At 50.6% G+C, this 19,341-nt stretch carries 22 protein-coding genes; 13 read left to right on the top strand and 9 right to left on the bottom strand.

Annotated features, from left to right (window positions below; translation table 11 throughout):
• The first annotated feature begins 185 nt into the window (after positions 1-185).
• The gene (gene spy / locus P2W74_RS13285) at positions 186-671 is read left to right on the top strand and encodes an ATP-independent periplasmic protein-refolding chaperone Spy (RefSeq protein WP_276291958.1); all 486 of its coding nucleotides are present in this window, start codon (positions 186-188) and stop codon (positions 669-671) included.
• A 163-nt stretch (positions 672-834) separates the two neighbouring features.
• A complete protein-coding gene (gene ves, locus P2W74_RS13280; protein WP_276291957.1) occupies positions 835-1,410 on the top strand; it encodes an environmental stress-induced protein Ves in 576 nt (191 codons plus the stop codon).
• A 53-nt stretch (positions 1,411-1,463) separates the two neighbouring features.
• Here ves and nadE read toward each other — a convergent pair whose 3' ends face one another.
• Positions 1,464-2,300 carry an ammonia-dependent NAD(+) synthetase gene (gene nadE, locus P2W74_RS13275; RefSeq protein ID WP_276291956.1) on the bottom strand — a complete coding sequence of 279 codons (837 nt, stop codon included), beginning with the start codon at positions 2,298-2,300 and terminating at the stop codon, positions 1,464-1,466.
• 226 nt (positions 2,301-2,526) lie between these two features.
• Here nadE and osmE point away from each other — a divergent pair, with 226 nt between their 5' ends.
• The 8 genes from osmE (at position 2,527) to cedA (ending at position 8,876) form a co-directional block, all read left to right on the top strand.
• The gene (gene osmE / locus P2W74_RS13270) at positions 2,527-2,865 is read left to right on the top strand and encodes an osmotically-inducible lipoprotein OsmE (RefSeq protein ID WP_276291955.1); all 339 of its coding nucleotides are present in this window, start codon (positions 2,527-2,529) and stop codon (positions 2,863-2,865) included.
• Positions 2,866-3,168: 303 nt separating this feature from the next.
• The gene (chbB, locus tag P2W74_RS13265) at positions 3,169-3,489 is read left to right on the top strand and encodes a PTS N,N'-diacetylchitobiose transporter subunit IIB (RefSeq protein ID WP_276291954.1); all 321 of its coding nucleotides are present in this window, start codon (positions 3,169-3,171) and stop codon (positions 3,487-3,489) included.
• 82 nt (positions 3,490-3,571) lie between these two features.
• Positions 3,572-4,930, top strand: a complete 1,359-nt coding sequence (chbC, locus tag P2W74_RS13260; protein ID WP_276291953.1) for a PTS N,N'-diacetylchitobiose transporter subunit IIC — start codon at positions 3,572-3,574, stop codon at positions 4,928-4,930.
• A gap of 49 nt (positions 4,931-4,979) precedes the next feature.
• Positions 4,980-5,327 carry a PTS N,N'-diacetylchitobiose transporter subunit IIA gene (chbA, locus tag P2W74_RS13255; RefSeq protein WP_276291952.1) on the top strand — a complete coding sequence of 116 codons (348 nt, stop codon included), beginning with the start codon at positions 4,980-4,982 and terminating at the stop codon, positions 5,325-5,327.
• Between the two features lie 11 nt (positions 5,328-5,338).
• Complete coding sequence (chbR, locus tag P2W74_RS13250; RefSeq protein ID WP_276291951.1) at positions 5,339-6,181, top strand: transcriptional regulator ChbR; 843 nt, start codon at positions 5,339-5,341, stop codon at positions 6,179-6,181.
• A gap of 125 nt (positions 6,182-6,306) precedes the next feature.
• Positions 6,307-7,656 carry a 6-phospho-beta-glucosidase gene (locus P2W74_RS13245; protein WP_276291950.1) on the top strand — a complete coding sequence of 450 codons (1,350 nt, stop codon included), beginning with the start codon at positions 6,307-6,309 and terminating at the stop codon, positions 7,654-7,656.
• A 12-nt stretch (positions 7,657-7,668) separates the two neighbouring features.
• Entirely contained in the window at positions 7,669-8,427 is a 759-nt protein-coding gene (chbG, locus tag P2W74_RS13240; protein WP_276291949.1) for a chitin disaccharide deacetylase, read from the top strand.
• Positions 8,428-8,633: 206 nt separating this feature from the next.
• Positions 8,634-8,876: a cell division activator CedA gene (gene cedA, locus P2W74_RS13235; RefSeq protein WP_276291948.1), complete on the top strand. Its 243-nt coding sequence runs from the start codon at positions 8,634-8,636 to the stop codon at positions 8,874-8,876.
• A gap of 61 nt (positions 8,877-8,937) precedes the next feature.
• On the opposite strand, the gene tcyP is transcribed toward cedA, so the two are convergent.
• The 4 genes from tcyP to hxpB all read right to left on the bottom strand — a co-directional run bounded on the left by tcyP (position 8,938) and on the right by hxpB (position 12,715).
• Positions 8,938-10,329: a cystine/sulfocysteine:cation symporter gene (gene tcyP / locus P2W74_RS13230; RefSeq protein ID WP_276291947.1), complete on the bottom strand. Its 1,392-nt coding sequence runs from the start codon at positions 10,327-10,329 to the stop codon at positions 8,938-8,940.
• Between the two features lie 135 nt (positions 10,330-10,464).
• Complete coding sequence (locus P2W74_RS13225) at positions 10,465-11,052, bottom strand: metal-dependent hydrolase (protein WP_203358013.1); 588 nt, start codon at positions 11,050-11,052, stop codon at positions 10,465-10,467.
• Positions 11,053-11,148: 96 nt separating this feature from the next.
• Positions 11,149-11,910 carry a 2-dehydro-3-deoxy-D-gluconate 5-dehydrogenase KduD gene (gene kduD / locus P2W74_RS13220; RefSeq protein WP_276291946.1) on the bottom strand — a complete coding sequence of 254 codons (762 nt, stop codon included), beginning with the start codon at positions 11,908-11,910 and terminating at the stop codon, positions 11,149-11,151.
• Positions 11,911-12,046: 136 nt separating this feature from the next.
• The gene (gene hxpB, locus P2W74_RS13215; protein WP_276291945.1) at positions 12,047-12,715 is read right to left on the bottom strand and encodes a hexitol phosphatase HxpB; all 669 of its coding nucleotides are present in this window, start codon (positions 12,713-12,715) and stop codon (positions 12,047-12,049) included.
• Between the two features lie 148 nt (positions 12,716-12,863).
• Here hxpB and P2W74_RS13210 point away from each other — a divergent pair, with 148 nt between their 5' ends.
• Positions 12,864-13,403 carry a YniB family protein gene (locus tag P2W74_RS13210; RefSeq protein WP_276291944.1) on the top strand — a complete coding sequence of 180 codons (540 nt, stop codon included), beginning with the start codon at positions 12,864-12,866 and terminating at the stop codon, positions 13,401-13,403.
• A 91-nt stretch (positions 13,404-13,494) separates the two neighbouring features.
• Here P2W74_RS13210 and P2W74_RS13205 read toward each other — a convergent pair whose 3' ends face one another.
• The 3 genes from P2W74_RS13205 to pfkB form a co-directional block, all read right to left on the bottom strand.
• Positions 13,495-14,355: a fructosamine kinase family protein gene (locus P2W74_RS13205; RefSeq protein WP_276291943.1), complete on the bottom strand. Its 861-nt coding sequence runs from the start codon at positions 14,353-14,355 to the stop codon at positions 13,495-13,497.
• Between the two features lie 106 nt (positions 14,356-14,461).
• Complete coding sequence (gene ghoS / locus P2W74_RS13200) at positions 14,462-14,752, bottom strand: type V toxin-antitoxin system endoribonuclease antitoxin GhoS (RefSeq protein ID WP_276291942.1); 291 nt, start codon at positions 14,750-14,752, stop codon at positions 14,462-14,464.
• Positions 14,753-14,854: 102 nt separating this feature from the next.
• Entirely contained in the window at positions 14,855-15,787 is a 933-nt protein-coding gene (pfkB, locus tag P2W74_RS13195; RefSeq protein WP_276295191.1) for a 6-phosphofructokinase II, read from the bottom strand.
• A 288-nt stretch (positions 15,788-16,075) separates the two neighbouring features.
• Between pfkB and P2W74_RS13190 the strand changes: the two genes are divergently transcribed.
• Positions 16,076-16,834: a DUF481 domain-containing protein gene (locus P2W74_RS13190; RefSeq protein WP_276291941.1), complete on the top strand. Its 759-nt coding sequence runs from the start codon at positions 16,076-16,078 to the stop codon at positions 16,832-16,834.
• Positions 16,835-17,001: 167 nt separating this feature from the next.
• Here the strand turns inward: P2W74_RS13190 and yniD are convergent, their stop codons facing one another.
• The gene (yniD, locus tag P2W74_RS13185) at positions 17,002-17,109 is read right to left on the bottom strand and encodes a small membrane protein YniD (protein ID WP_162379854.1); all 108 of its coding nucleotides are present in this window, start codon (positions 17,107-17,109) and stop codon (positions 17,002-17,004) included.
• 302 nt (positions 17,110-17,411) lie between these two features.
• Here yniD and thrS point away from each other — a divergent pair, with 302 nt between their 5' ends.
• On the top strand, positions 17,412-19,340 hold the full coding sequence (thrS, locus tag P2W74_RS13180; RefSeq protein ID WP_276291940.1) for a threonine--tRNA ligase: 1,929 nt from the start codon (positions 17,412-17,414) through the stop codon (positions 19,338-19,340).
• Position 19,341 lies beyond the last annotated feature (1 nt).

Raw genomic sequence — 19,341 nt, 5'->3', positions numbered from 1 at the left:
TTATTTCAACTCTCCACGATTTATTCTTTTTTTCTTCATAATTGGCGAAAAACTGTTTTTTACACTTTCATTGTTTTACCGTTGCTCTGACTTATTGACGAATAAGCCAGTAAAGTTAATCTCGTCAACACGGCACAGCCTCATCAGGAATGCCGTAAAAATAACTGAAAGGAAGGATAAAGATTATGCGTAAATTAACTGCACTGTTAGTTGCCTCTGGACTGGCGCTGGGCGCTGCAAACCTGGCTCACGCTGCTGACACTTCCAGCGCGGCCACGACGGACGCAAAACCGATGATGCACCATAAAGGTCAATTCGGTCCGCATCACGATATGATGTTTAAAGACCTGAACCTGACCGATGCGCAGAAACAGCAGGTTCGCGAAATTATGAAAGGCCAGCGTGACCAGATGAAACGTCCGCCAGTAGAAGAACGCCGCGCGATGCATGACATCATTGCCAGCGACACCTTCGATAAAGCCAAAGCGCAGGCGCAGATTGCGAAGATGGAAGAGCAGCGTCAGGCGAACATGCTGGCGCACATGGAAACCCAGAACAAGATCTACAACATTCTGACCCCGGAACAGAAAAAACAGTTTAATGCTAATTTTGAGAAGCGTCTGACAGAACGTCCGGCGCAGGAAGGTAAAATGCCTGCATCTGCCGAGTAATTTCGCAGTCAACATTCAAGACCGCCGGCCCTGTTCACAACACGTCTTTACGAGGTGGACAGGGTCGGCGGTTTTTCTTTATTTCTCTCTAAGGTAAATCCTCACTGCTGCCGATAACGATACCGTGCATGATTATGGCGCACCGCATCTTTCAGGAGTGACGATGGAATACTTTGATATCCGTAAAATGCCGGTAAACCTCTGGCGTAATGGGGCGGGTGAAACGCGAGAAATTTGCTGTTTTCCACCGGCGACGCGTGACTTTCACTGGCGCGCGAGCATCGCCTCCATTGCCGGAAACGGTGAGTTTGCACTTTTCCCCGGGGTGGAACGCGTGATTACGCTGTTGGAAGGGGGCGAGGTCACGCTGGACGGCGGCAATACCTTTACCCATACCCTCAAACAGCATCAGCCGTTTACCTTTGCGGGCGAGCATGCGGTGAAAGCGAAACTGACGGAGGGGAAAATGTCGATGGATTTCAATATTATGACCCGCCGTGATTGTTGCCAGGCGAACGTCAGAGTCGCCGACCGCTCCTTTACGACATTTGGCTCACGCGGCGGCGTGGTGTTTGTCATTAGCGGAGCCTGGCAGTTGGGTGAAAAATTACTGACTGCCGATCAAGGGGCTTGCTGGGATGATGGGCGGCATACGCTGCGGTTGTTGAAATCTGAGGGGAAACTGCTGTTTAGCGAGATCACCTGGCTGGCGGGTCATGCGCCAGCGTCGGTGCAATAATTCATGCGGTGGCAGGCCGAATAGAGGACGTGCTATCCGGCCTGACGTAACGGTCAGATCTCGCTTTTTTTCCAGAAATCATCAAAGACGGTAATCGGCGTACGGCGCTTGTGTTCCGTCTTCAAATACCAGCCTTCAATAATTTTTGCCGTCTCGGCCGCCAGCGTTTTTCCTTCCAGATAGTCATCAATATTGTCATAGGTGACGCCTAACGCGGCTTCGTCAGGAAGCGAAGGGCGATCGTCTTCGAGATCGGCGGTGGGCGCTTTCTTATATAAATGCTCCGGACACCCGAGGGCGGCAAGCAGCTGTTTCCCCTGACGCTTATTCAGGCGAAAAATAGGGTTGATATCGGTTCCGCCGTCACCGTACTTGGTGAAGAACCCGGTCAGCGCTTCTGCCGCATGATCGGTCCCCACCACCACGCCGCTGGTCATCCCGGCGATGCTGTACTGGGCTTTCATCCGTTCACGGGCTTTCTCGTTGCCGCGGACAAAGTCGCTTAACTCAATCCCCGCTTCGCGCAACGCCTGCTCGCTGGCCAGCACGGCGCCTTTGATATTGACGGTCAATACGCGGTCAGGTTGAATAAAGGTGATGGCATCCTGGCAGTCTTGTTCATCAGCCTGTACGCCATAAGGCAGACGCACGGCAATAAATTGCAGACTTACATTACCCGTTTCTTCCCGCAGCTCCGTTATCGCCATCTGGCATAATTTGCCGGTTAACGTTGAGTCCTGACCGCCGCTGATCCCCAGCACCAGCGACTTCAAAAAGGGGTAGGTGCTCAGATAGGATTTTAGAAAATCCACGCTGCGGCGAATTTCTTCTTCGGCATTAATGTGCGGTTTTGCGCCAAGCGCCTGGATAATCTTTTGCTGCAGAGTCATTCAACCCCTCCGAAACGATCAAAATAATCACGATGCGTTAAAGCTAACGCTTTGCTGTGCAAACGACAAGGCTCACTGGCGCGAGTGGCGCAATTTACGGCGTAAAAAGAGAACATTTTGTTTAAAGAGAATTTTCCGAAACACGTATCGTAGGAATAGTAAGCTTGAAAAATGGTTTGATGTATTCCAGGCTTATATAACACGCTGATAAACAAGAGGACGGAAAATGAACATGAAAATGGCAGGAATTCTAAGCGCAGCGGCTGTAATGACGATGTTGGCAGGGTGTACGGCGTATGATCGTACCAAAGACCAATTTGTGCAGCCCGTCGTCAAAGATGTGAAGAAAGGCATGAGCCGGGCGCAGGTTGCACAAATTGCCGGGAAACCTTCTTCCGAGGTGAGCATGACCCACGCTCGCGGTAGTTGCCAGACATACATTTTGGGTCAACGGGATGGTAAAACGGAAACCTATTTTGTCGCGCTGGACGACACCGGGCATGTCGTTAACTCGGGTTACCAGACCTGTGCAGAGTATGACACCGACCCGCAGACCGCCAAGTAGTCACCCCTGTCTGGTGCCAGAGCATCTGAGAGAACCGGCCATCGCGCCGGTTTTTTTATGACGGTGATAATCTTATTTATTATCGCGAATTATTTGCCCAAAATGTGAGGGCAGTCATAACGCAAGGTCAATGAGAGACAATTTGCTTGGTCAAGGAAATACCATCCCCGGGTTCGATACCGTATACTCATTTCAGCCACCTAAAAAAGTAATTTCGGTTACGCAAGTTGCCCAGAGCATGGATGCAGGTTAAGGCTTGCGCAATGTCTGGCTGACAGATAATCGCACATGAGGAACGTTTTTATGGAAAAGAAACACATTTATCTGTTTTGTTCTGCCGGCATGTCGACATCGTTACTGGTATCGAAAATGCGTGCTCAGGCTGAGAAATACGAAGTTCCGGTCGTGATTGAAGCATTTCCGGAAACGCTGGCCGGAGAAAAGGGACCTGTTGCAGATGTTGTTTTATTAGGTCCGCAAATCGCTTATATGTTGCCCGAAATTCAGCGTTTGTTACCTGACAAACCGGTAGAAGTAATTGACTCGCTGCTGTATGGCAAAGTCGATGGTTTAGGCGTGCTTAAGGCTGCTGTTGCAGCAATTAAAAAAGCCGCTGCAAATTAATTTTAAATTTTCCCGTCAAAGAGTAATTTCATACATACACATATGTGCCGTAAATATTTGCGGCCTTTAAGGGTATTTTTCTATGAGTATAGCCATTGCATCGCTTGAAAAGGTACTCCTTCCCTTTGCAGTTAAAATAGGAAAACAACCGCATATTAATGCGATCAAAAACGGTTTTATTAAAATTATGCCGTTGACCCTCGCAGGGGCAATGTTCGTTCTCATTAATAACGTATTTTTAAGTTTTGGCGAAGGCTCTTTCTTTTACTCGATGGGAGTGCGACTGGACCCATCAACCATTGAAACATTAAATGGTTTTAAATCCATCGGCGGTAGCGTTTACAACGGTACGCTGGGAATAATGTCGCTGGTGGCACCGTTTTTTATTGGTATGGCGCTGGGTGAAGAACGTAAAGTTGACCCAATGGCCGCGGGATTGCTGGCTGTTGCTTCTTTTATGACGGTAACGCCTTATAGCGTAGGCGAAGCCTATGCGGTCGGCGCGAACTGGCTGGGCGGCGCTAACGTTATTTCCGGTATTATTATCGGTATCGTTGTCGCTGAGATGTTCACCTTTATTGTTCGCCGTAACTGGGTTATCCGTTTGCCCGATAGCGTGCCGGGTTCCGTATCACGCTCTTTCTCCGCATTGATCCCTGGTTTTATCATTCTGTCCATCATGGGCATTATCTCCTGGGCATTGACGCACTGGGGAACCAACTTCCACCAGATGATTCTGGACACCATCTCCACCCCGTTGGCTTCGCTGGGCAGCGTCGTGGGCTGGGCGTATGTCGTCTTTAATACGCTGTTATGGTTCTTTGGTATCCACGGCTCGCTGGCGCTTTCTGCTCTTGAAGGCGGGATCATGACGCCGTGGGCGCTGGAAAACGTCTCTCTGTACCAACAATACGGTTCCGTCGATGCCGCGATCGCTGCAGGACACACTTTCCATCTGTGGGCGAAGCCGATGCTGGACTCGTTTGTTCTGCTGGGCGGATCGGGTGCGACGTTAGGTCTGATTATCGCCATTTTTATCGCGTCTCGCCGCGCTGACCATCGTCAGGTTGCGAAACTGGCGCTGCCAGCGGGTATCTTCCAGATTAACGAACCGATTTTGTTTGGTTTGCCGATTATCCTGAACCCGGTGATGTTTATTCCCTTTGTTTTGGTTCAACCAATACTGGCGGCGGTCACGGTTACGGCATATTACATGGGGATTATCCCGCCGGTGACCAACATTGCCCCCTGGACGATGCCAACCGGTTTGGGCGCCTTCTTTAACACCAATGGCAACGTTGCCGCCTTACTGCTGGCGCTGTTTAACTTAGGTATATCGACGCTGGTTTATCTGCCATTCGTGATCATTTCCAATAAAGCGCAAAACGTTATTGAGGAAGAAGAAAGCGAAGAAGATATTGCCAACGCACTGAAATTCTAAATTGAGTCCGGCATGGCGCGCCATGCCGGGACACACCAGAGGACGGATTATGATCGATCTCGAAAATATCGTGGATACGCAGTCAGAAGCGGAAGAACTTGAAGAAGTGGTGATGGGGCTTATCATCAATTCGGGTCAGGCTCGCAGCCTGGCATACGCCGCGCTTAAGCAGGCCAAGCAGGGTGATTTTGAAGCTGCGAAAGCCATGATGGAGCAGTCACGCATGGCGCTCAATGAAGCGCATCTTGTGCAGACTAAACTGATTGAAGGCGATCAGGGTGAAGGTAAAATGAAAGTCAGCCTGGTTCTGGTGCATGCGCAGGACCATCTGATGACATCAATGCTGGCGCGTGAACTGGTCGCAGAGTTGATAGAGCTTCACGAGAAGTTGAAATAGCGAGGGGTAATATGATGCAGCTACAGGTTAACGCACCGGAAATTGCGACCGCTTTTGAGCAGCAGCTTTTTAACGGCAAAAATTTCCATGTGTTTATCTACAACAAAACTGAGAGTATCAGTGGGCTGCACCAGCACGATTACTATGAGTTTACCCTCGTATTAACCGGTCGCTACTATCAGGAAATCAACGGCAAGCGGGTGTTGCTGGAGCGTGGAGACTTTGTTTTTATCCCTCTGGGATCGCACCATCAAAGTTTTTACGAATTTGGCGCCACGCGTATTCTGAATGTCGGCATCAGTAAACGGTTTTTTGAACAGCACTATCACCCTTTATTACCGTTTTGCTTTGTGGCATCGCAGGTGTATCGGGCTAACAGCGCCTTTCTCACCTATATCGAGACAGTGATTGCGTCGCTCAACTTTCGGGACAACGAGCTGGATGAATTTATAGAAGTGGTCACCTTCTATATCATTAATCGGTTACGGCACCACCGGGAAGAGCAGGTGATTGGCGATATTCCACAATGGCTTAAAGTCACCGTGGAGGGGATGCACGACAAAACGCAGTTTGGCGAAAGCGCGCTGGAAAATATGGTACACCTGTCTGCAAAATCCCAGGAGTATCTGACCCGCGCCACCCAGCGTTATTACAGCAAAACGCCGATGCAGATTATTAATGAAATCCGTATCAATTTTGCGAAAAAACAGCTGGAAATGACCAACTATTCGGTGACAGATATCGCTTATGAAGCGGGATACAGTAGCCCAAGCCTGTTCATTAAGACCTTTAAAAAACTGACGTCATTTACACCGAATAGCTACCGGAAAAGACTGACTGAAATAAATCAATAACGATTTATTTGTTCGACTCAATTATTTTAAAGCTTGCCCAAAAATAATGCTGGGACGCCGTGCGACTGTCCAGCGTTGGGCGAAGCATAATACACGCCAGTGTTTTTACACTGAAGGGAGATATTATGAGCCAGAAATTAAAGATCGTCACCATTGGTGGCGGGAGTAGCTACACCCCTGAATTACTTGAAGGCTTTATTAAGCGCTATCACGAATTACCGGTTTCCGAATTATGGTTAGTCGATGTGGAAGGCGGTAAAGAGAAACTGGACATTATTTTTGATCTTTGCCAGCGAATGATCGACAAAGCCGGCGTACCGATGAAGTTGTTTAAGACCCTCGACCGCCGTGAAGCGTTGAAAGGGGCAGATTTTGTCACCACCCAGCTGCGCGTGGGCCAACTGAAAGCCCGCGAACTGGATGAGCGTATTCCTCTCAGTCAGGGGTATCTTGGTCAGGAGACCAACGGCGCTGGTGGTTTGTTCAAAGGGCTGCGAACCATTCCGGTGATTTTCGACATCATTAACGATGTGGAAGAACTCTGTCCGAATGCGTGGGTGATTAACTTTACCAACCCGGCAGGAATGGTGACTGAAGCGGTTTATCGACACACCAGGTTCAAGAAATTTATTGGCGTGTGTAATATTCCGGTTGGCATGAAGATGTTTATTAATGACGTGCTGAAATTATCGGAAAGCGACGATCTGTCTATTGACCTGTTTGGTCTGAACCATATGGTCTTTATTAAAGACGTGCTGGTGAATGGTGAATCACGCTTTGCCGAACTTCTGGACGGTGTCGCTTCCGGTGAGTTGAAAGCATCAACGGTGAAGAATATTTTTGACCTGCCGTTTAGCGAAGGATTAATTCGTTCTCTGAATCTGCTGCCGTGCTCTTACCTGCTGTATTACTTCAAACAGAAAGAGATGCTGGCCATTGAATTAGGGGAATATTATAAAGGCGGCGCTCGCGCTCAGGTGGTGCAGAAAGTTGAGAAACAACTTTTTGACCTTTATAAGAACCCAGAACTGAACGTGAAGCCGAAAGAGCTTGAGCTGCGCGGCGGGGCATATTACTCCGACGCCGCGTGTGAAGTGATTAACGCAATCTATAACGACAAACAGACTGAACATTATGTCAACATCCCACATCACGGTCATGTCGATAATATTCCGGCTGACTGGGCGGTGGAAATGACCTGTACGTTAGGACGCAACGGCGCAACGCCACATCCACGTATTACGCATTTTGACGAGAAAGTGCTGGGTCTTATCTATACCATTAAAGGGTTTGAAGTCGCGGCAAGTAAGGCGGCGCTGAGCGGTGAATTTAATGATGTCTTGCTGGCGCTTAACCTGAGCCCGCTGGTGCATTCTGACCGTGATGCGGAAAGCCTGGCGCGTGAATTGATTCTGGCGCATGAAAAGTGGCTGCCTCATTTTGCGGACTGCATTGAAAAGCTCAAAGAACACTAACAGAGGTTGGCTATGGAACGCTTATTGATTGTGAATGCGGATGATTTTGGCCTGAGCAAAGGCCAAAACTACGGCATTGTGGACAGCTTTCGTCATGGTGTGGTCACTTCCACGACCGCGCTGGTCAATGGTGACGCTATCGATCATGCCGTTCAACTTAGCCGTGAAGTCCCTGAGCTTGCGGTAGGGATGCATTTTGTTCTGACGCTGGGGAAACCGTTAACGCAGATGCCTGGGCTGACCCGTGATGGCCGTCTGGGGAAATGGATCTGGCAGATGGCGGAAGAAGACGAATTGCCGCTGGACGAAATTTCGCATGAACTGGAATGTCAGTATCAGCGTTTTATAGAACTGTTTGGTAAAGCGCCAACGCATCTGGACAGTCATCACCATGTCCATATGTTCCCGCAGATTTTCCCGCTGGTGGCGCATTTTGCTGCACAACAAGGCGTTGCATTGCGAATCGATCGCCAGACGGTATTTAAAGATACCGATTTGCCGATGGCGCTGCGAAGCTCGCAAGGGTTTAGCAGCGAGTTTTATGGTGAGGCGATTTCAGAATCGCTCTTTTTGCAGGTGCTTGACGCTTCTGCAGAAAAAGGCGAGGCATCGCTTGAAGTCATGTGTCATCCGGCCTTTGTCGATAATACTCTTCGTCAGAGCGCCTATTGTTACCCCCGCTTGACTGAGCTTGATGTGCTTACGTCTCCGTCATTGAAAAATGCCATTGCGGAACGTGGGTATCGTCTCGGCAGTTTTCTTGATGTGTAGAGCCTGAGTTTGCGGCGCGATAGGGCGCCGCATTTTTTTATTTCACCCACCTTTTATGTTTGCTGTTCGCACTTTCCCCTTCAACTTTCCCACCCGCGATCGCCACGATGCGTGTAACCGCACACGCAGGACGGGACGCCGGGGGGCAAAATCGGCTAAGATAGTGTTTTTATGATTTTTTGAATTTGCCTTTAGTGAAACAACTGATGATGAAACCTCTTCGCCAACAAAATCGCCCAGTTATCAGCTATGTTCCACGCGTGGAGCCTGCGCCGCCGGACCACGCGATGAAAATGGACGCATTTCGTGACGTGTGGATCATGCGTGGAAAATACGTCGCGTTTGTCTTAATGGGGGAGTCGTTTCAGCGATCGCCTGCGTTTACCGTTCCGGAGTCGGCGCAGCGCTGGGCAAATCAGATCCGCCAGGAAAATGAGCTGGCGGAATAGTGGGATATAAAAAAACCGCCTGTAGGGCATACAGGCGGTTTTTTCACATCGTCAGAATGGATTAGTGATGAGCCAGTTCGGCATCATCCTCGCTGTCCAGAATGGTTTTATCCGTTTGCTTCAGCCATTGACTGGTCAGAGTACCGGCCGTCATTGAGCCACTGACGTTCAGCGCAGTACGCCCCATATCGATCAGCGGTTCGACGGAAATCAACAGTGCAACCAGCGTGACCGGCAGCCCCATGGCGGGCAGAACGATCAACGCGGCAAACGTCGCACCGCCACCCACACCGGCAACACCCGCAGAGCTTACCGTGACAATACCGACCAGCGTGGCAATCCATACGGGATCCAGCGGGTTAATGCCAACGGTAGGTGCCACCATGACGGCCAGCATTGCCGGGTACAGACCCGCACAACCGTTCTGACCAATTGTCGCGCCAAAAGAAGCCGCAAAGCTGGCGATAGATTCCGGTACGCCCAGACGACGCGTTTGCGCTTCAACGTTCAACGGAATCGACGCGGCGCTGGAACGGCTGGTAAAGGCAAAGGTCAGGACCGGCCATACTTTGCGGAAATATTTCAGCGGGCTGATGCCGTTGACGCCAAGCAGAACGCCGTGTACGACAAACATGATGGCCAGGCCGAGGTATGACGCCACGACAAAGCTTCCCAGCTTGATGATGTCCTGCAGGTTAGAACCGGCCACGACTTTGGTCATCAGCGCCAGCACGCCATAAGGCGTTAACTGCATAACCAGACGTACCAGCTTCATCACCCAGCTTTGCAGGGTATCGATGGCGGTTAACACGCGCTCGCCTTTCGGCGCGTCATCTTTCAGCAGTTTCAGCGCCGCAACGCCGAGGAACGCAGCGAAAATGACCACGCTGATGATAGAGGTCGGGTTCGCGCCGGTCAGGTCGGCAAACGGGTTTTTCGGGATGAATGACAACACCAGCTGCGGTACGCTGAGGTCGGCCACTTTGCCGACATAGTTGGTTTCAATGGCGGTCAGGCGCGCGGTTTCTGCGCCACCCTGCACCAGACCTTCAGCGGTCAGACCAAACAAGTTGGTCACCAGTACCCCCACCAGTGCGGCAATCAGCGTGGTGAACAGTAAGGTGCCGATGGTCAGAAAACTGATTTTCCCCAGCTGAGAGGCGTTATGCAGGCGCGCCACCGCACTCAGGATAGAGGCGAAGACCAGCGGCATAACAATCATTTGCAGCAATTGCACATAGCCGTTACCGACAATGTTGAACCACTGAACTGAATCTTTTAAGACCTGGCTGTCAGACCCGTAAATCGTATGCAGGGCAAGGCCAAAGACCACGCCCATGACCAGACCCACCAGTACTTTCTTTGCCAGACTCCACTGTTTGTGACGGGCTTGCGCCAGCACAAACAGCAGCACAACGAACACTACGATGTTCGCAATTAATGGAAAATTCATCCCCGTTCTCCTGATCTTTTTATTTGTATCGCGTCGTTACCACGATTCTGTTGCCGCAAGATTAGCAGAACTGTGAGTTGCCTCTTATATTCAAATGGAATTGTTTATGCCAAAAATGACAGTTGCGCCGATTTACTAATCGATTTGGTGATTTATAAAACGGTTGAACTGAAATTGCAGCGTATTGATCATATGTGATGACCAGCGTACTGCACTGTTTTCGGGGATTGTCTGCGGCATCCATACGGCCCAGGCAAACAGCGCCATGCAGAGAAAACGCTCCAGTTGATTGCCTTTTTGCGGGACAAGTATGGGCAGACGAAAGCGCCAGCGACACGGCCAGAGCAGCGGAACGCCTGCCGGGGTCAGCATGTCTGCCAGAATATGGCTTAAGTAGCCCAGCACCATGCCCTGCAAGGCGTCGGCCGGGATTATCCAACTCTCCGGGACTTTCAGATAAAACGTGGTCAGCAGCGCGAATACCGCCAACAGACTGTGGGTAAATCCGCGATGACCAAAAGCCCTGGCAATTGGTTTGGAGATCCATTTTAACCGCTGGCCGAGCAATGACTTTGGATGATCAATGTCAGGCAACAGGCAGGTCAGAATTGCTGAAGGGACAATATGCCACCAGTCGCCCTGCGCAAGAACGGGCGTGAGCTCGGCATTTTTGGCAAATACCGCACAGGCAATTGAAAAAAGGAGGTGGCCTTCCGCCGTCATGATAGAACCCAATAAACTGTCAATTCATACAGTATAGGGTTTTTGTACAGTAGGCGGAAGAGGTGACGTTGTAACCCTATGTCACAAAAGTGGTGATTAGCGTGCCAGCCAGCCGCCGTCAACGGCAATGGTATAGCCGTTGATGTAGGCAGAAGCGTCTGATGCGAGAAAAACCACCGGGCCTTTCAGGTCGTCAGGCGTACCCCAGTGTCCGGCCGGAATGCGATCGACGATCTCTTTGCTGCGCCCGGCATCATCACGCAGCTGCTGCGTATTGTTTGTGGCCATATAACCCGGGGCGATGGCATTGACGTTGATCTGGTGCGGCGCCCATTCATTGGCCAACAGACGGGTAAGACCCAGCACGCCGCTTTTGGAGGCGGTATAAGAGGGAACACGGATCCCGCCCTGGAAAGAGAGCATGGAGGCAATATTGATGATCTTTCCACCATGGCCTTGCTGTAAAAACTGGCGCGCCACGGCCTGTGAAAGAAAGAAAACAGACTTGAGATTCAGGTTCATCACGTCATCCCAGTCTTTTTCGCTGAATGACAGCGCATCGTCGCGGCGAATCGTCCCGGCGTTATTCACCAGAATGTCCACCCGACCGAATTTGGCGACCGTCTGGCTCACGATATCAGCGATAGCGCTTTGCTGGCTCAGGTCGGCCTGAATCGTCATAAATTGCCTGCCCAGCGCCGCAACTTTCGCTGCCGTCTCCTGGGGGATCTTCCGGTTCACACCAACGATGTTGCAGCCTGCCTCGGCAAGCGCGACAGCCATACCCTGGCCAAGCCCGGTATCGCAACCGGTGACGATTGCCGTTTTACCCGCCAGACTAAACGCATCCAAAATCATACTTACCTCGGCTACCCATTTTTATCAGCGATAACGAATGAAAGAAGAATAAAAGAGGTTGCGGGGGAATACAACTAAAAATGAAACGCTGTTTTAAAAATGTGAGGAAGGGGCAATGCGCGATTGCCCCTGACGGTTAGCCACGCAAATGGGCGGCCGTAAGATCGGATAATGAGGTCAGTTTCACGTCGGCGAGGGCAAAACGTGCATCGTGTTGACCCTCTTCAGCAGGAACGACGATCGAACGCATACGGGCGGCTTTCGACGCCACCATGCCGTTGACGGAGTCCTCCAGCGCGACGCAGGTTAACGGGTCCACGCCCAGTTTGGTTGCGCAGTCGATGTAAACCTGTGGGTGCGGCTTGCTGTAGGGGAGTTTTTCCGCCGAGGCGAGGGCGTCGAAGCTGTCGCGAAGACCAAACATGGTCAGGACTTTTTCCAGCATATGCAGCGGGGAGGCTGACGCCAGTCCGACCAACAATCCCTGAGATTTGCACAGCGCAATGGCCTCACGCACGCCAGGGAGCAGTGGACGCGTTTCCTCTACCAGTGAGATAGCCCGCGCGATTACCCGGTCAGTGACTTCCTGACGGTCAGGTCCTTTCCAGGGCTGTTGTGCGTACCACAGGTCGACGACCATATCGATACGTAAACCCAGGGTGTCCGGGAGTTCATGGCGGCGAGCGATATCTACGCCTAAACTTGCCATCACATCCAGTTCAGCTTGATCCCATAGCGGCTCGGAATCGATCAGTAATCCATCCATATCAAAAATTGCAGCAAGAATTTGACGCGGGGTTGACATCACAACCTCTCCTGTTGAGATTAAAACGTAGGGTATTGAGCGTTCATTATGGCTACTACCGTATCATACCGTCTTTAAAGATCGGGCGAAAACAGTTATCAGCAGGTAGACTTAGGCCAAAACGACGCGTCTTTATCAAGGGGAACTCATGACGTATCAACAAGCTGGACGCATTGCTATCTTAAAAAGGATCCTGGGATGGGTGATTTTCATCCCTGCGCTGATTTCTACGCTGGTGTCGGTACTGAAATTTATGTACGCCCACAGCGAGAAGCAGGAGGGGATTAATGCGGTGATGCTCGATTTTGCCCACGTGATGATCGACATGATGCGTGTTAATACTCCGTTTTTGAACCTGTTCTGGTACAACTCGCCGACGCCGGATTTTCAAAACAGTCTCAATGTGATGTTCTGGGTGATTTTCGTCTTGATCTTTATTGGTCTTGCGCTGCAGGACTCTGGAGCCAGAATGAGCCGTCAGGCGCGTTTTCTTCGTGAAGGCGTTGAGGATCAGTTGATTCTGGAGAAAGCCAAAGGCGCCGAGGGGATCTCGCGTGAGGAGATCGAGTCGCGTATCGTCGTGCCGCACCACACCATCTTTCTGCAGTTTTTCCCGCTTTATATTCTGCCGGTGATTATTATCGTGCTCGGCTACGTCTTCTTTTCTCTGCTCGGATTTGTCGGATAAAAATAATGCCGGATGGCGGATAACGCCTTATCCGGCCTGCAGTTCGTCGCTGTTGCAGGCCCGAAAAGCGTCGCGCCATCGGGCACATGCACTACGCTGCCAACAGTCTGTCCATTGCTTTTTGCGCAATCACCAGGTGCTGGCCGCCAAACAGAATCGCCCGGTTTAGCAACGTATACAGCTGATAGACGGGTTGGCGATCCAGAAAATCTAACGGTAACGGGGAAACCGACTGGTAGCCATCATAGATCTGTGGGGGTTGATCGGTATGCAGTGGCAGCATCGCCAGATCACATTCGCGGTCACCCCAGTAGCAGGCAGGGTCAAAGATATAAGGCCCATTCGGACCCAGCGCACAGTTCGCCGACCACAGATCGCCATGCAAAAGCGAGGGCTGCGGTTGATGCGAGGAGAGTCGCTGTTGGATATGCTCAACAATAGCGTCGATATTACCGAACGCTATTCCTTTTTCTGCAGCCAACTCTAGCTGCCAACCGATACGTTGTTCTGCGAAAAAGGTCGACCAGCGTCGCTGCCAGGCGTTGGGTTGTGGCGTGGTAGAGAGTGCGTTATCGAAATCAAGACCGAATTGCGGCTGCTCGCTCCAGGCATGTAAATGGGCGAGTTGTTGACCCAGAATAAACGCATTATGGGCATCCAGCTGACGGGGTGGGAGATAATCCATCACCAGGAAACTGTAGTCTCTGTCTGAACCTACGGCCCACACTTTTGGCACCGCAACGGTTTTACTGCGAGAGAGCAATTCCAGTTGGTCAGCTTCGGCCGTAAAGCCCGGAAGGAGTTCTCTTTCATCACACTTAACGAAAAAATCACGTTCCGCATAGCGTAAATGCCATGCGGCATGGATCTCTCCGCCGGGCAGTTCATTACGCAGTTCGATTTCGCCTTCACCTAATTGCTCGCTTAAAAGACGACTGATAGCCTGCCACATGATGTCTCTCCCCATGTTGTCTGCCAGATCATAAGGTTAGCGCATAAATGCGGTAAAAAAACACGAACTGACGCACACCTGAGACGCGTCGTCGCTGTAATGGCACTTATTGTTTGTTTTTGCGCCACTCCTCCCATGTCGCAACGGAAATTCCGGGTTTATTGCCTAACGCACTTTCAGCCAGCCCTGCGGTGAGTGCCGTCACCTCGTCTTTATTCAGTGCGCTAATAAGGCCAAAGGTGTTTGTGCCAAGTTCATGTACGTTTCCGTCTTCATCCGTCAGGGTCAACAAGAAACCACCGCGTGTAAGATGATTATTAAGCTCATTAATTTCCGTTAAGGAGTGCTCATGAAACGTTACGGTTATGACATAACGGGTGATATCACCACTGGCCATAATTCACCTCTTTGTAATCACATGACTTTTCAGCATAGACGGAGAATCACCATGCTGACAGGTTTGTCGGCGAATCCCCTCACAATAAAGGAGGGGAAAGCGTTATGACTGCGTCAGATAAGCATAAATCTTTTGGGTATCCTCAGAAGAGCACAAACGCGTCCCCTGATTGAGGGTCGCCGCGCTCCCCGCAGCAACACCGAACCGCACCATATCTTCCAGAGACGCATCCTCAGCCAGTTTAAGCGTCATGGCGCCAACCATGCTGTCACCCGCACCCACGGTGCTTTGACTTTTCACCGGAGGCGGGACCACCTGGACGCAACGGTCGGCGTCGACCGCCAGCGCCCCTTGTGGGCCCAGAGAAACAACAACCCGATGCGCTTTACCGCTTTTCACAATCTCCTGGGCCGCGTTACGCACGTCATCAGGTTGGGTGAGTTCACGGTTGACCAGCGCGCTCAGTTCTTTTTGGTTGGGTTTAACCAGTTCAATATTGCCAATATCTAAGGCTGCGCGGAGGGCTTCGCCTGAACTGTCAACAATGCAGCGGATGCCTTGTTTCTGCGCGGCCGAGATGAGCTGCGTGAGCTTTTCCAGTTTGACGCCGGGCGGCAAACTGCCGCTGATGACGAGTAACGCCCCGGATTCAATTTCGAGAACCTGTTCTTCAAGCAGTTGAAATTCTTTGTCGCTAAGCGATGCGCCGGGCATGACAAAGCGATATTGTTCGCCGTTGGATTCGACGTGGACATGCAGATTCTGGCGGGTCCAGTCTTTGGCTTCCACTGTCGCGACGGGGACATGTTCATCGGCCAATAGGGCTACCAGGTGCTCGCCAGTGGCGCCGCCGGCGGGGAAAATCGCTGTGGCGGTACCGCCAAGATGTGAAATTGCGCGGGCGACGTTGATGCCGCCGCCGCCGGGCTCAAAAACCGGTGACGTGCAGCGGAGTTTCCCTTCGGGGTAGATTTGCGGCGTGAGTGTTGCGCTATCGAGAGAGGGCGCAAGTGTTAACGTATAGATACGTACCATCATTACCTCCTGTTAGGCTGAATTCAGTCTGGCACCGAACGTCTGGAAAGTGAAGCAATTAACGATATGATTTATTGGCTATTTATTCAAAATTTGTATTATGTGTAGATATAAATATTTTTTTGATTTAGGAACGCCCTTATTCAAAAAATGAAATAAGAATTCATTGCTATGTTATTCACGCCTTTTTATAATTTGTTACCTTTCCAGCGATCGTTTGTCTTTGATCCCTAAGAAAGTCTCCGGGACCGTCATGGTCTCTTTTTTTGTTGTACGGACTCTTTATAAATGAAGCTTTTGAAGACAGTACCCGCTGCATTAATGCTGGCGGGTGGCGTTGTTGCGTCAATGCATGCCGCCGCCGATGATTCCGTTTTTACTGTCATGGATGATCCCACCACCGCGAAGAAACCCTTTGAAGGTAACCTGAATGCGGGATACCTTGCTCAGTCAGGCAATACCCAAAGCTCTTCCTTAACGGCGGATACCACCATGACCTGGTACGGTCAAACCACCGCATGGTCACTGTGGGGGAATGCCAGCAACACCTCTTCGAATGATGAGCGTTCTTCGGAAAAATATGCCGTGGGTGGTCGTAGTCGTTTTAACACCACTGATTATGATTATCTTTTTGGTCAGGCGAGTTGGCTTACCGACCGCTACAACGGCTACCGCGAGCGTGATATTGCGACGGCAGGTTATGGTCGTCAGTTTCTCAATGGTCCGGTACACAGTTTCCGCTTTGAATTCGGTCCCGGCGTTCGTTATGACGAACACACGGATGATACGACGGAAACTCAGCCGCTCGGTTACGCTTCGGGCGCTTACGCCTGGCAGATGACGGATACCACTAAATTCACGCAGGGCGTGTCAGTGTTTGGGGCGGATGATACCACCCTTAACTCGGAGACGGCTCTGGATGTCGCCATCAATGAACATTTCGGCTTGAAGGTTGCCTATAATGTGACCTGGAACTCTGAGCCGCCGGAAACGGCGCCAGAGCATACTGATCGCCGTACGACAGTATCATTGGGTTATAAGATGTAAATGTGCGCCGGGTCGTTTACAGGCGATCCGGCCGTTTTAAAATGCGACGTTGTTTTTTTAAGCGATTTATTCCCGTCATCACGGGCAAGTGAATATTAACGCGCATTGGCGTTTTATTGTTGCGCAGGGAATAAACAGCGTTTAACGCTCCGCCATTATTCTGAAGGTTAACCCCAGATCATCGCCGCCCAGCGTAGCAGAAGCATCGCACCACAGATGGCAATCAACACGACCACCATCTTCCAGTGTTTTTTCGCAAAGCGGTTCGTCGGCATTATCCTTTTCCTGTTAAATTCAAACTGATTTTCTTAGTGTAACAAAGTCGCGGCAAGTCAGTGAGTTGATTTACATCATAGAGATCAGTGTGATTGCGGCTTTGAACGACAGGCAATGCCGTGTACACTGTCAGACGGTGTTATCAAAAAGCGGATGTAGGTTACGATGTCGCCACGCGGGTGGTACGTGACATATTTCGCAGAGTGAAGCGGGAATCAGTCCATAACTTTTTGATAAATTTAACATTGAAACTTTGTATGTGATCTTTCGTGTGGGTCACCACTGCAAATAAGGATATAACATGCCTGTTATTACTCTTCCTGATGGCAGCCAACGCCATTACGACCACGCTGTAAGCCCCATGGATGTTGCGCTGGACATCGGTCCAGGACTGGCGAAAGCCACCATTGCTGGCCGTGTAAATGGTGAGCTGGTTGATGCTTCCGATCTCATCGAACATGATGCGAAGCTCTCCATCATCACCGCGAAGGATGAAGAAGGTCTTGAGATCATTCGTCACTCCTGTGCGCACCTGTTAGGGCACGCGATCAAACAACTTTGGCCGAATACCAAAATGGCTATCGGTCCGGTTGTCGACAACGGTTTTTACTATGACATTGATCTTGACCGTACGTTAACCCAGGAAGATGTCGACGCGCTCGAGAAGCGGATGCACGAGCTCGCTGAGAAAAACTACGACGTCATTAAGAAAAAAGTCAGCTGGCACGAAGCGCGTGAAACCTTCGTGAAGCGTGGCGAGACGTATAAAATCTCTATTCTTGATGAAAACATTGCTCATGATGATAAGCCTGGCTTGTATCATCATGAAGAATATGTCGATATGTGCCGCGGTCCGCACGTGCCGAACATGCGTTTCTGCCATCACTTCAAACTGATGAAAACCGCAGGCGCATACTGGCGCGGCGACAGCAACAATAAGATGCTGCAGCGTATTTATGGTACTGCATGGGCCGATAAGAAAGCCCTGAGTGCCTACCTGCAACGTCTGGAAGAAGCGGCCAAACGCGATCACCGTAAAATCGGTAAGCAGCTTGACCTGTACCATATGCAGGAAGAAGCGCCGGGTATGGTGTTCTGGCACAATGACGGCTGGACCATTTTCCGTGAACTGGAAGTTTTTGTTCGTTCAAAACTGAAAGAGTACCAGTATCAGGAAGTGAAAGGCCCGTTCATGATGGACCGTGTACTGTGGGAAAAAACAGGGCACTGGGACAACTATAAAGATGCGATGTTCACCACTTCTTCCGAGAACCGTGAATACTGTATCAAACCGATGAACTGTCCGGGTCACGTTCAGATCTTCAATCAGGGTCTGAAATCCTACCGCGATCTGCCGCTGCGTATGGCGGAGTTCGGTAGTTGCCACCGTAACGAACCGTCTGGTGCGTTGCATGGCCTGATGCGTGTACGTGGCTTTACTCAGGATGATGCGCATATCTTCTGTACTGAAGAGCAGATCCGTGATGAAGTCAACGCATGTATCCGTATGGTCTACGATATGTACAGCACCTTTGGCTTCGAGAAGATCGTCGTCAAACTTTCCACTCGCCCCGAAAAACGTATCGGCAGCGACGAAATGTGGGATCGTGCTGAGGCGGACTTAGCGGTTGCACTGGAAGAAAACAATATCCCGTTTGAATATCAACTGGGTGAGGGTGCATTCTACGGTCCGAAAATTGAGTTTACCCTGTATGACTGCCTCGATCGTGCGTGGCAGTGCGGTACTGTACAGCTGGACTTCTCTCTGCCGTCTCGTTTGAGCGCCTCCTATGTGGGCGAGAACAACGAACGTCAGGTGCCGGTTATGATTCACCGCGCAATTCTTGGGTCTATGGAACGTTTCATTGGTATCCTGACAGAAGAATTCGCAGGCTTCTTCCCGACCTGGCTTGCGCCGGTTCAGGTTGTGGTCATGAACATTACCGATTCTCAGTCTGAATACGTTAACGAATTAACGCAGAAACTACAAAATGCGGGTATTCGTGTAAAAGCAGACTTGAGAAATGAGAAGATAGGCTTTAAAATCCGCGAGCACACTTTACGTCGTGTCCCTTACATGTTGGTCTGTGGCGACAAAGAGGTAGAAGCAGGCAAAGTTGCCGTGCGTACCCGTCGTGGCAAAGACTTGGGCAGCCTGGACGTAAATGAAGTTATCGAGAAGCTGCAACAAGAGATTCGCAGCCGCAGTCTTCAACAACTGGAGGAATAAG

Origin of the sequence: Citrobacter enshiensis (genome assembly GCF_029338175.1) — a bacterium.
GTDB lineage: Bacteria > Pseudomonadota > Gammaproteobacteria > Enterobacterales > Enterobacteriaceae > Citrobacter_D > Citrobacter_D enshiensis.
The sequence above is the reverse complement of the archived record's forward strand: the minus strand, read 5'-3'. Positions and strand labels throughout refer to the sequence as shown.

Excerpts from the sequence above, each read along its gene's own strand:
- tcyP (WP_276291947.1), bottom strand. The coding sequence starts at position 10,329 with ATGAATTTTCCATTAATTGCGAACATCGTAGTGTTCGTTGTGCTGCTG.
- thrS (WP_276291940.1), top strand. The coding sequence starts at position 17,412 with ATGCCTGTTATTACTCTTCCTGATGGCAGCCAACGCCATTACGACCAC.
- hxpB (WP_276291945.1), bottom strand. The coding sequence starts at position 12,715 with ATGTCAACCCCGCGTCAAATTCTTGCTGCAATTTTTGATATGGATGGA.
- chbC (WP_276291953.1), top strand. The coding sequence starts at position 3,572 with ATGAGTATAGCCATTGCATCGCTTGAAAAGGTACTCCTTCCCTTTGCA.
- chbG (WP_276291949.1), top strand. The coding sequence starts at position 7,669 with ATGGAACGCTTATTGATTGTGAATGCGGATGATTTTGGCCTGAGCAAA.
- spy (WP_276291958.1), top strand. The coding sequence starts at position 186 with ATGCGTAAATTAACTGCACTGTTAGTTGCCTCTGGACTGGCGCTGGGC.
- kduD (WP_276291946.1), bottom strand. The coding sequence starts at position 11,910 with ATGATTTTGGATGCGTTTAGTCTGGCGGGTAAAACGGCAATCGTCACC.
- P2W74_RS13190 (WP_276291941.1), top strand. The coding sequence starts at position 16,076 with ATGAAGCTTTTGAAGACAGTACCCGCTGCATTAATGCTGGCGGGTGGC.
- pfkB (WP_276295191.1), bottom strand. The coding sequence starts at position 15,787 with ATGGTACGTATCTATACGTTAACACTTGCGCCCTCTCTCGATAGCGCA.
- P2W74_RS13245 (WP_276291950.1), top strand. The coding sequence starts at position 6,307 with ATGAGCCAGAAATTAAAGATCGTCACCATTGGTGGCGGGAGTAGCTAC.
- chbR (WP_276291951.1), top strand. The coding sequence starts at position 5,339 with ATGATGCAGCTACAGGTTAACGCACCGGAAATTGCGACCGCTTTTGAG.
- yniD (WP_162379854.1), bottom strand. The coding sequence starts at position 17,109 with ATGCCGACGAACCGCTTTGCGAAAAAACACTGGAAGATGGTGGTCGTG.
- P2W74_RS13205 (WP_276291943.1), bottom strand. The coding sequence starts at position 14,355 with ATGTGGCAGGCTATCAGTCGTCTTTTAAGCGAGCAATTAGGTGAAGGC.
- ghoS (WP_276291942.1), bottom strand. The coding sequence starts at position 14,752 with ATGGCCAGTGGTGATATCACCCGTTATGTCATAACCGTAACGTTTCAT.
- chbA (WP_276291952.1), top strand. The coding sequence starts at position 4,980 with ATGATCGATCTCGAAAATATCGTGGATACGCAGTCAGAAGCGGAAGAA.
- chbB (WP_276291954.1), top strand. The coding sequence starts at position 3,169 with ATGGAAAAGAAACACATTTATCTGTTTTGTTCTGCCGGCATGTCGACA.
- nadE (WP_276291956.1), bottom strand. The coding sequence starts at position 2,300 with ATGACTCTGCAGCAAAAGATTATCCAGGCGCTTGGCGCAAAACCGCAC.
- ves (WP_276291957.1), top strand. The coding sequence starts at position 835 with ATGGAATACTTTGATATCCGTAAAATGCCGGTAAACCTCTGGCGTAAT.
- P2W74_RS13210 (WP_276291944.1), top strand. The coding sequence starts at position 12,864 with ATGACGTATCAACAAGCTGGACGCATTGCTATCTTAAAAAGGATCCTG.
- P2W74_RS13225 (WP_203358013.1), bottom strand. The coding sequence starts at position 11,052 with ATGACGGCGGAAGGCCACCTCCTTTTTTCAATTGCCTGTGCGGTATTT.
- cedA (WP_276291948.1), top strand. The coding sequence starts at position 8,634 with ATGATGAAACCTCTTCGCCAACAAAATCGCCCAGTTATCAGCTATGTT.
- osmE (WP_276291955.1), top strand. The coding sequence starts at position 2,527 with ATGAACATGAAAATGGCAGGAATTCTAAGCGCAGCGGCTGTAATGACG.